Annotated in this window: 12 protein-coding genes; 10 read left to right on the top strand and 2 right to left on the bottom strand. The window is 66.9% G+C overall.

Annotated features, from left to right (window positions below; genetic code table 11):
* Window positions 1-33 precede the first annotated feature (33 nt).
* The 10 genes from ABD151_RS12465 to map all read left to right on the top strand — a co-directional run bounded on the left by ABD151_RS12465 (window position 34) and on the right by map (window position 5,839).
* Window positions 34-219 carry a type Z 30S ribosomal protein S14 gene (locus ABD151_RS12465; RefSeq protein WP_011757321.1) on the top strand — a complete coding sequence of 62 codons (186 nt, stop codon included), beginning with the start codon at window positions 34-36 and terminating at the stop codon, window positions 217-219.
* Between the two features lie 83 nt (window positions 220-302).
* Complete coding sequence (gene rpsH, locus ABD151_RS12470; RefSeq protein ID WP_343995014.1) at window positions 303-722, top strand: 30S ribosomal protein S8; 420 nt, start codon at window positions 303-305, stop codon at window positions 720-722.
* A gap of 32 nt (window positions 723-754) precedes the next feature.
* Window positions 755-1,297 carry a 50S ribosomal protein L6 gene (gene rplF / locus ABD151_RS12475; protein WP_343994799.1) on the top strand — a complete coding sequence of 181 codons (543 nt, stop codon included), beginning with the start codon at window positions 755-757 and terminating at the stop codon, window positions 1,295-1,297.
* Window positions 1,298-1,299: 2 nt separating this feature from the next.
* Complete coding sequence (gene rplR / locus ABD151_RS12480; RefSeq protein WP_343995016.1) at window positions 1,300-1,683, top strand: 50S ribosomal protein L18; 384 nt, start codon at window positions 1,300-1,302, stop codon at window positions 1,681-1,683.
* Window positions 1,684-1,720: 37 nt separating this feature from the next.
* A complete protein-coding gene (gene rpsE / locus ABD151_RS12485) occupies window positions 1,721-2,329 on the top strand; it encodes a 30S ribosomal protein S5 (RefSeq protein WP_343994801.1) in 609 nt (202 codons plus the stop codon).
* Complete coding sequence (rpmD, locus tag ABD151_RS12490) at window positions 2,329-2,520, top strand: 50S ribosomal protein L30 (RefSeq protein ID WP_343994803.1); 192 nt, start codon at window positions 2,329-2,331, stop codon at window positions 2,518-2,520. Before rpsE ends, rpmD begins: the two co-directional genes overlap by 1 nt.
* 1 nt (window position 2,521) lies before the next feature.
* Entirely contained in the window at window positions 2,522-2,962 is a 441-nt protein-coding gene (rplO, locus tag ABD151_RS12495) for a 50S ribosomal protein L15 (protein ID WP_343994805.1), read from the top strand.
* 177 nt (window positions 2,963-3,139) lie between these two features.
* The gene (secY, locus tag ABD151_RS12500; RefSeq protein WP_343994807.1) at window positions 3,140-4,444 is read left to right on the top strand and encodes a preprotein translocase subunit SecY; all 1,305 of its coding nucleotides are present in this window, start codon (window positions 3,140-3,142) and stop codon (window positions 4,442-4,444) included.
* The gene (locus ABD151_RS12505; RefSeq protein WP_343994809.1) at window positions 4,444-5,016 is read left to right on the top strand and encodes an adenylate kinase; all 573 of its coding nucleotides are present in this window, start codon (window positions 4,444-4,446) and stop codon (window positions 5,014-5,016) included. The genes secY and ABD151_RS12505 overlap by 1 nt, the downstream gene beginning before the upstream one ends.
* 4 nt (window positions 5,017-5,020) lie before the next feature.
* Window positions 5,021-5,839: a type I methionyl aminopeptidase gene (gene map, locus ABD151_RS12510; RefSeq protein ID WP_343994811.1), complete on the top strand. Its 819-nt coding sequence runs from the start codon at window positions 5,021-5,023 to the stop codon at window positions 5,837-5,839.
* A 69-nt stretch (window positions 5,840-5,908) separates the two neighbouring features.
* Here the strand turns inward: map and ABD151_RS12515 are convergent, their stop codons facing one another.
* Together ABD151_RS12515 and ABD151_RS12520 are read right to left on the bottom strand one after the other, a co-directional pair.
* The gene (locus ABD151_RS12515) at window positions 5,909-7,051 is read right to left on the bottom strand and encodes a hypothetical protein (protein ID WP_343994813.1); all 1,143 of its coding nucleotides are present in this window, start codon (window positions 7,049-7,051) and stop codon (window positions 5,909-5,911) included.
* 83 nt (window positions 7,052-7,134) lie between these two features.
* On the bottom strand, window positions 7,135-9,084 hold the full coding sequence (locus ABD151_RS12520) for a beta-propeller fold lactonase family protein (protein WP_343994815.1): 1,950 nt from the start codon (window positions 9,082-9,084) through the stop codon (window positions 7,135-7,137).
* Window positions 9,085-9,233 lie beyond the last annotated feature (149 nt).

The raw sequence follows: 9,233 nt of genomic DNA on the forward strand, positions 1-9,233 counted from the left end.
AGCTGGGCTTCCCCTTCAAGGAAGGCAACTGACATGGCGAAGACCGCTCTCAAGGTCAAGGCGGCCCGTAAGCCGAAGTTCGCGGTTCGCGGCTACACCCGCTGCCAGCGCTGCGGCCGTCCGAAGGCCGTCTACCGCAAGTTCGGCCTGTGCCGGATCTGCCTGCGCGAGATGGCTCACCGGGGCGAGCTGCCCGGCGTGACCAAGTCCTCCTGGTGAACCCAGAACTCCATCACAACGATCGCTGAAGGTCGTGCCTCACACGGAGGCACGAAACCACGGTGGGAAAGGGCCATCCGGCCATGACGATGACTGACCCGATCGCAGACATGCTTACGCGTCTGCGAAACGCCAACCAGGCGTACCACGACTCGGTGTCCATGCCTTTCAGCAAGCTGAAGGCGGGCGTCGCCGAGATCCTCCAGCAGGAGGGCTACATCACCTCCTTCGAGGTGAAGGACAACGTCACCGACGCCGGCGAGCCGGCTGTTGGCAAGACGCTGACCATCACCCTGAAGTTCGGCCGCAGCCGCGAGCGTTCCATCGCTGGCCTGCGCCGCATCAGCAAGCCGGGCCTTCGGGTCTACGCCAAGCACACGGGTCTCCCGAAGGTGCTCGGCGGACTGGGCGTCGCGATCATCTCGACCAGCCAGGGCCTGCTCACCGACCGCCAGGCGAACCAGAAGGGCGTGGGCGGCGAAGTCCTCGCCTACGTCTGGTAACCGGCCCGCCGAGACCAGAAAGGAAGAGAAGCATGTCGCGTATTGGCAAGCTCCCCATCGCGGTCCCGTCGGGTGTCGACGTTCAGATCGCTGAGAGCACCGTGACCGTCAAGGGCCCCAAGGGCTCCCTGTCGCACACCGTCGCCTCGCCGATCGTCGTCGAGCACGGCGAGGACGGCGCCCTCGAGGTGAAGCGCCCCAACGACGAGCGTGAAGCTCGCTCGCTGCACGGCCTCACCCGCACCCTGATCAACAACATGGTCGTGGGTGTCACCCAGGGTTACGAGAAGAAGCTCGAGATCGTCGGCGTTGGCTACCGCGTTCTCTCGAAGGGTCCGACCGAGCTGGAGTTCCAGCTGGGCTACTCCCACTCCATCCACTTCAAGGCGCCAGAGGGCATCACCTTCACCGTGGACGGTCCGACCAAGTTGGGCGTTGTCGGCATCGACAAGCAGCTCGTCGGCGAGGTTGCGGCCAACATTCGCAAGCTCCGCAAGCCCGAGCCGTACAAGGGCAAGGGCGTCCGCTACGCGGGCGAGCAGATCCGCCGCAAGGTCGGAAAGGCAGGTAAGTGACCATGGCCATCTCGTTGTCCAACAACAAGCACACCGCTGCGCGCACCCGGTCGCGTCTGCGTCGTCAGGTCCGCGGCCGCAAGAAGATCAGCGGCACCGCCGAGCGTCCGCGCCTGGTGGTCACCCGCTCTGCTCGCCACATCAGCGTCCAGGTTGTCGACGACCTCGTCGGCAAGACCCTGGCCTCTGCCTCCACCATGGAGGGCGAGCTGCGCGATCTGGGCGCCGACAAGAGTGCCAAGGCCAAGCGCGTCGGCGAACTCGTCGCCGCTCGTGCCAAGGAGGCTGGCATCTCTGAGGTCGTTTTCGACCGTGCCGGCAACAAGTATCACGGCCGCGTCGCGGCCCTGGCAGATGGCGCCCGTGAGGGCGGCCTGACGTTCTGATCGCGAAGACGAGCAAGAGAGAGAAGAGGAAGTTCTCATGAGCGGAGCCCAGCGCGGACAGCGCGCCGGTGGCGAGCGCCAGGGAGGCGACCGTCGCGGAGGACGCGACAACCGCAACCAGGGTGCTGACAAGACCGCGTACATCGAGCGTGTCGTCGCGATCAACCGCGTTGCCAAGGTCGTGAAGGGTGGTCGTCGCTTCAGCTTCACCGCCCTCGTGGTTGTCGGTGACGGCGAAGGTCTCGTCGGCGTCGGTTACGGAAAGGCCAAGGAAGTTCCCGCGGCCATTGCCAAGGGTGTCGAGGAGGCGAAGAAGCACTTCTTCAAGGTTCCTCGCGTCCAGGGCACCATCCCGCACCCGGTCCAGGGTGAGAAGGCTGCCGGCGTGGTCATGCTGCGTCCGGCCGCGCCCGGTACCGGTGTCATCGCCGGTGGTCCGGTGCGCGCAGTCCTCGAGGCCGCGGGCATCCACGACATCCTGAGCAAGTCCTTGGGTTCGTCGAACCAGATCAACATCGTTCACGCCACTGTTGAGGCGCTGAAGATGCTGGAGGAGCCCGAGGCTGTGGCGGCTCGCCGTGGCCTGAGCGTCGAGGCTGTTGCCCCGGCAGCACTGCTGAAGGCTCGGGCGGAGGTGTCCAACTGATGGCACGCCTCAAGGTCGAGCAGAAGAAGAGCGGCATCGGCTGCAAGGAGAACCAGCGCGAGACGCTTCGCACCCTGGGTCTCAAGCGCATCGGTGACGTCGTCGTCAAGGAGGACCGCCCGGAGATCCGCGGCATGGTCCAGACCGTTCGCCACCTGGTGGCGGTCGAGGTCATCGAGGGAGACAACTGACATGACTCTCAAGTTGCACCACCTGCGTCCGGCTCCCGGGGCCAAGACCGCCAAGACCCGCGTCGGTCGTGGTGAGGGCTCCAAGGGCAAGACCGCGGGCCGCGGTACCAAGGGCACCAAGGCCCGGTACCAGGTCTCGGCTGCCTTCGAGGGTGGCCAGATGCCGTTGCACATGCGGCTTCCGAAGCTCAAGGGCTTCAAGAACCCGTTCAAGGTCGAGTTCCAGGTCGTGAACCTGGACAAGATCTCCTCGCTGTTCCCCGAGGGTGGCGCCATTGCCGTCGAGGACCTGGTTGCCAAGGGCGCTGTGCGCTCCGGCCAGCCGGTCAAGGTCCTCGGCCAGGGCGAGATCTCGGTCGCCGTTCAGGTGAGCGCCAACGCGTTCTCCGGTTCGGCCAAGGAGAAGATCGAGGCTGCCGGCGGCACCGTCACGGTGCTCTGACCCAAACGGTCAGTCGGGTACATGAGTCGTGGGGCGCGTCAGACACACTGAGAAGTGTGGCGGGCGCGCCCTGCGCCGTCCCTGCCCCCGGCACTTCGCCACCCTGTTAGGCTTCCCCGACGCCTCGCCCAGTCCCATGCTGGTGCCGAGGTCCGCGAGCTTGAGAAAGAGGATCACGTGCTGAGCGCGTTTGCTAACGCTTTCCGGACGCCGGATCTGCGACGCAAGTTGCTGTTCGTCCTGGGGATCATCGTGATCTTCCGGTTCGGTTCCCAGTTCCCGACCCCTGGCGTGCACACTGCCAACGTCCAGAGTTGTATCGACGGGGTCAACGACAACAGCGTCTACAACCTGATCAACCTGTTCTCGGGTGGAGCACTGCTCCAGCTCTCGGTCTTCGCGCTGGGCATCATGCCGTACATCACCGCGTCGATCATTCTGCAGCTCCTGGTCGTGGTCATCCCGCGGCTCGAGGCGCTGAAGAAGGAAGGCCAGTCCGGCCAGGCCAAGATCACGCAGTACACGCGGTACCTCACGCTTGCTCTCGCCGTCCTGCAGGCGACCGGCATCGTGGCGCTGGCCCGCTCGGGCCAGCTGCTGCAGGGCTGTGAGCTGCCGCTGCTGCACGACACCGAGTCGATCAGCCTGTTCCTGGTCATGGTGCTCACCATGACCGCGGGCACCGCCGTGATCATGTGGTTCGGCGAGCTGATCACCGACCGCGGCGTCGGCAACGGCATGTCGATCCTGATCTTCACCCAGGTCGTCGCCACGTTCCCGGGCTCGCTGTGGGGCGTTCAGCGCAGCGAGGGCTGGCTGACGTTCGGCATCGTGATGGTGATCGGCCTGATCCTGGTGGCAGGTGTCATCTTCATCGAGCAGGCACAGCGCCGGATCCCGGTGCAGTACGCCCGCCGCATGGTCGGCCGCAAGATGTTCGGCGGCAACTCGACCTACATCCCGCTCAAGGTCAACCAGGCCGGCATCATCCCGGTCATCTTCGCCTCGTCGTTGATGTACCTGCCGGCCATGGCGGTCCAGTTCAACCAGGCGAACGAGAACCCGCCGTCGTGGGTCAGCTGGCTCAACAAGTACTTCGTTGACGGCAGCCACCCGCTCTACATGGCGATCTTCTTCGCGCTCATCATCTTCTTCACCTACTTCTACGTGTCGATCACCTTCGACACCCACGAGGTGGCCGACAACATGAAGAAGTACGGCGGCTTCATCCCCGGGATCCGGGCCGGCAAGCCGACCGAGGACTACCTGTCCTACGTTCTCTCCCGGATCACCTTCCCGGGTGCTCTCTACCTCGGTCTGATCGCCCTGATTCCGTTGATCGCGTTCGCGGTGATCAATGCGAACCAGAACTTCCCGTTCGGCGGAACCTCCATCCTGATCATGGTGGGTGTCGCCCTGGACACGGTGAAGCAGATCGAGAGCCAGCTTCAGCAGCGCAACTATGAAGGATTCCTACGCTGATGCGTCTCATCCTGATGGGTCCCCCTGGTGCCGGAAAGGGCACGCAGGCAAAGGTCATCGCCACTCATTTCAAGATCCCGGCCATCTCCACCGGCGACATCTTCCGTGCCAACGTAGCGGGCAAGACCCCGCTCGGCATCGAGGCTCAGCGGTACATGGACGCCGGGGAGTACGTACCCGACACGGTCACCAACGCCATGGTGCGTGACCGCATCGCGCTCCCGGACGCCGCACCCGGCTTCCTGCTCGACGGTTACCCGCGCACCCTCGCGCAGGTCGACGAGCTGGACTCCATGCTGACCGACGCCGGCAGCAAGCTCGACGCCGTCGTCGCACTGACCGCCGAGCTCGATGAGCTCGTGGCGCGTCTGCTGCAGCGTGCCGCCGTCGAGGGCCGCGCCGACGACACCGAAGAGGTCATCCGTCGCCGCCAGGAGGTCTACGCCGAGCAGACCGAGCCGTTGCTCGCCGTCTACCGCGAGCGTGGCCTGCTGATCGAGGTCGACGGCATGGGCGAGATCGACGCGGTCACGCACCGCATCTTCGACGCGCTCGAGCAGCCGGTCGTCTGAGACCGTGTTCAACCGCCGTATCGAACTGAAGACCCCTGAGCAGATCGGCCTGATGCGTCGGGCCGGTCTGCTGGTGGGGGAGACCCTGGAGCTACTCCGCACCTCGGTGCGGGCCGGGATCAGCACGGCCGAGCTGGATGCCATCGCTGAGGACCACATTCGGTCCGGCGGTGGCATTCCGTCGTTCAAGGGCTACGGCCAGCCGCCGTTCCCAGGCACGATCTGCGCCTCGGTCAACGACGAGGTCGTGCACGGCGTCCCGGGTGCCCGGGTGCTCGCCGAGGGCGACATCATCTCGATCGACTGCGGTGCGATCATCGAGGGCTGGCACGGCGACGCGGCGATCACGGTCGCCGTCGGCGAGGTCCCGGCCGAGGTGGCCGAGCTGATGCGGGTCACCGAGGAGTCGCTGTGGCGCGGCTTCGCCGCTGCGCGGCTCGGGGGCAAGGTCTCCGACATCAGCCACGCCGTCGAGTCCTACGTGCGCTCCCAGGGCGACTACGGGATCCTCGAGGACTTCACCGGGCACGGGATCGGCTCGGCGATGCACCAGGCACCCGACGTGCCCAACTACGGCAAGCCGGGGCGCGGTCCCAAGCTGGTGCGTGGGATGGCGCTCGCGGTGGAGCCGATGGTCACCTTGGGCTCCAAGCACACCGAGGTGCTCGACGACGATTGGACGATCGTCACCAACGACGGCAGCTGGGCTGCCCACTACGAGCACTCCTTCACGCTCACTCCGGACGGCGCCTGGATCCTCACCGCCCTCGACGGCGGCGAGCAGCGCCTGGGCGAGCTCGGCGTCCCCTTCGGCGGGCGTTGAGCCAGACACCCCGTACAACGAGAGAGTCCCCCGGCGCCAACGGCGCCGGGGGACTCTCTCGTTGGTGGACTAGCGCTTGATCTTCACGGCGTTGGTGGTCGCGGTCGCGCTCTTCCAGCCGCTCTTGGTGGCGGTGAGCTTGACGGCGATCTTCTTGTTGCGGTCCTTCTTGGTGGCCTTGTAGGTGGCCTTGGTGGCGCCCTTGATGGCCTTGCCGTTGCGCAGCCACTGGTACTTCACGGTGACGGTGGTGTTCCAGGAGCCCTTGGTGGTCTTCAGGACCTTGCCGACCTTGGCCTTGCCGCGCAGCGCGGGCTTCTTGGTGTTCCTGATCAGCTGCGGCGCCGGGGTGGTCGGCGCGGTGACGCTGAACGCCGCGTCGCTCAGGGAGACGTTGCGGGTGATGTCGCCGGCGTTGCCCAGCTGGGCCCCGCTCCACAGACGGATCCGGTAGTCGTGACCGCCGAAGGCGACGGTGGAGCCGCCTGCACCCGCGGTGGTGCCGTCGGGCAGGGCGATGGTCGCGCTGAAGGCGCCGGTCGCGGTGAACGCCGTAGTCGGCACCAGCGCCCAGACCTTCGCATTGCCGTGCGGCTGGAAGGCGGCGAGTCGCTGGGTGGCCTCGATCCCAGGGAGGTCGGCGCGCTCGATCACCACGGCCACCTGGGAGGAGGCGTTGCCGGCCCGGTCCACCCAGCCGGTGCCGGAGACGGTGATGCTGGTGCCGGGCGCGGTCGCGGCGCTCACGTCCGCGGCGCTGCCGTAGTCGGCGAGGGTCTGGAACGTCGCGAACTCGGTGGTCACCGGGTCGTTGTCGAGGACATGGACGCGGTGGGTGCCGGCCTCGGTGGCCTTGCCGTCGCTCTGGAAGCGGGGCACAGTCAGCGGCTCGTCGGCGAAGGTGCCGTCGACGCCGACCAGGATCCGCTCGCGGCTCGCGCCGGGAACCTCCTCGTCGGCGTCCGCGCCGAGCTGGCCGTAGGCGTCGTAGTCCATCTTGAGCGCCAGGCGCTGGCCGGGGCAGAAGCCGGTGCCCGAGAGCAGGATCTGCTCGCCGGGGAGGACCGGGGTGGTGCTGGCGCTGAGCACGGCGGCATCGGTGTCGCAGACCGCCGCGGTGCTGGCCGTCGCGGTGACGCCCTGAAGCGCGGCCAGGGCGAGGAGGCCGGCCAGCGGCAGGCCGAGGTGGCGGCGTCGGGGGAGCAGGTTCATCTCGGTTTCCTTCGGGAACGGGGTGAGGGGTGGCCGTCCCGGTAGGACGGCCACCCCTCGGGGTCAGGCGATGAGTGCCCGCATCACTTCTTGATCTTCACGGCCTTGGTGGTCGCGGTCGCGCTCTTCCAGCCGCTCTTGGTGGCGGTGAGCTTGACGGAGATCCTCTTGTTGCGGTCCTTCTTGGTGGCCTTGTACTTGGCCTTGGTGGCGCCCTTGATGGCCTTGCCGTTGCGCAGCCACTGGTACTTCACGGTGACGGTGGTGTTCCAGGAGCCCTTGGTGGTCTTGAGGACCTTGCCGACCTTGGCCTTGCCGCTGAGGGCGGGCTTCTTGGTGTTCTTGATCAGCTTCGGCGCCGGTGCGACGGGCTTGGCACCCACGGTCAGGTCGACGACGATCGAGCGACCGGTGTCGCTGCCGGCCGGGAGCAGCAGCCCACCCGACAGCAGGCGCAGGGTGTGCTGGCCGGGGCCGAAGGCGGGGGTGGTGCCGTTCGCGCCGGTGGTGGTGCCGTCCGGAAGCTGGAGCTCGGCGGTGAAGGTGCCGTCGGCGTCAGCCTGGACGATCGCCCACACGGACGGGTTCTCGGCCAGCGGCTCGGCGCGGGTGAAGGTGTTGTCGTCGATCTTGACGCCGATCCGCGAGCCGGCCAGGCCGCTCTTGGAGAACCAGCCCTCGCCCTTCAGGGTCACCTTGCCGCCGACGACGGCGGTTCCGGTCACGGTGGTCTCGGCGGCCGGGGTGATCTTGGTGATCGAGTCGATCGTGGTCTCGCGGGTCTCGGAGACGCCGGTGTCGAGGTTGAGCGCGTAGTCGACGTTGCCGGTGGTGGCACCGGCCTTGTCGACCATGTAGGCGGAGCCGTTGGCCACGATCAGGTGGTTGGCGGACTTGGTGATGCCCTCGGGCTGGATGGTCTCGACGACCTCCTGCTCACGAGCGTCGACGACGGTGACCGAGCCGTTCGAGAAGTCGGCCACGTAGACCAGGTCACGCTCGCGGTCGACGTCCACGGCCAGCGCGCGCGGACCGGTCTCCGCCGTCCACTTCAACGCGTGCGTGGTGAGGTCGAAGACGTGCAGGCTGGTCTTGTCGGTGCCCTGGGTCTGGTTGACCGTGTACAGCTCGTTGCTGTCCGGGTCGATCGCGATGCTCGAGGGCTGCAGCGAGCCCACGGCGTCCGTGCCGATGCCGGCGTTGGGGATCGCGTGCCGGGTCAGCGCGTAGTTCGCAGCCGGGTCGATGACGTAGTACTCGTCGGTGCGGAAGTCGTTGGTGTAGACCAGGCCGGTCGCCTCGTCGATGTCGAGACCCATCGTCACCGCGTAGGTGCTCTCACCGGCGGTGGGGTAGTCCGCACGGTTGGGGATCGCGATCTCGGCAAGGGGCTCGATGACCTCGCCCTGGTCGACGTCGGTGCTGTAGACCGTGACCGAGGCCTCGGAGGCCGCGCCGCGGTTGGCGGCGGTGACGTAGGCGAGGTTGCGCACCTCGTCGATCACGACCTCACGGGGGTGGTTGATCGCGACCTGGGTCTGCGCACCTGCGAAGTCGTAGGTGCCGGCCTTGTACTCGAGGCTCTCGCGGTCGAAGACGCTGACCTGGTTGTCGCGGGTGTTGGTCACCCAGACGTTGTCGTGCGTGTCGTCGACGTAGATGCCGTGGGTGCTCAGCCACTTGTGCTGGAGGCCGTCGGTGCCGTGCTTGAGCTTCGGCAGGGTCGCCGTCTGCTTCACCTCGAGGGTGTTCGGGTCGACCTTCGCCAGGGTGGCGACGGTGATCGGCGGGCGTCCCTGCGCGGAGGTGACGAACAGGTCGCCGGTGTCCTGGGAGGCGGCGATCTGGTACTGGCCGGCGATCCCGGTCTTGGTCGTGGTGGTGAACGCGAGCTCGGCGCGGGGGCCGGAGGCGGTCGGCGGGGTCGCCTCGTCGGCCTGGGCGGCGACGGTGGCGGAGCCAGCGGCAACCAGGCCGAGGGCAGCCACCAGGCCGGCCGTGCGGCGGCGCGTGTGCTGAGGTCGAGCAGTCATCAGAGCGTCGTTCCTTCTCGGGAGTTGTTTAGGCAAGCCTAACTATAGTCATATGTTATGAAGGCAAGGCGAACCAATCCCCAGGATCTGAGACGCGCAACTCGCTCGTTCGCGCCACAGCGGCGTCGCTGACGAACGAAAAAGCCCCC

It is taken from the genome of Nocardioides dubius, from assembly GCF_039528155.1.
GTDB classification, from domain to species: domain Bacteria; phylum Actinomycetota; class Actinomycetes; order Propionibacteriales; family Nocardioidaceae; genus Nocardioides; species Nocardioides dubius.

Coding starts and splice junctions, on each gene's coding strand:
- ABD151_RS12465 (WP_011757321.1), top strand. CDS start 34: ATGGCGAAGACCGCTCTCAAGGTCAAGGCGGCCCGTAAGCCGAAGTTC.
- rpsH (WP_343995014.1), top strand. CDS start 303: ATGACGATGACTGACCCGATCGCAGACATGCTTACGCGTCTGCGAAAC.
- rplF (WP_343994799.1), top strand. CDS start 755: ATGTCGCGTATTGGCAAGCTCCCCATCGCGGTCCCGTCGGGTGTCGAC.
- rplR (WP_343995016.1), top strand. CDS start 1,300: ATGGCCATCTCGTTGTCCAACAACAAGCACACCGCTGCGCGCACCCGG.
- rpsE (WP_343994801.1), top strand. CDS start 1,721: ATGAGCGGAGCCCAGCGCGGACAGCGCGCCGGTGGCGAGCGCCAGGGA.
- rpmD (WP_343994803.1), top strand. CDS start 2,329: ATGGCACGCCTCAAGGTCGAGCAGAAGAAGAGCGGCATCGGCTGCAAG.
- rplO (WP_343994805.1), top strand. CDS start 2,522: ATGACTCTCAAGTTGCACCACCTGCGTCCGGCTCCCGGGGCCAAGACC.
- ABD151_RS12505 (WP_343994809.1), top strand. CDS start 4,444: ATGCGTCTCATCCTGATGGGTCCCCCTGGTGCCGGAAAGGGCACGCAG.
- ABD151_RS12515 (WP_343994813.1), bottom strand. CDS start 7,051: ATGAACCTGCTCCCCCGACGCCGCCACCTCGGCCTGCCGCTGGCCGGC.
- ABD151_RS12520 (WP_343994815.1), bottom strand. CDS start 9,084: ATGACTGCTCGACCTCAGCACACGCGCCGCCGCACGGCCGGCCTGGTG.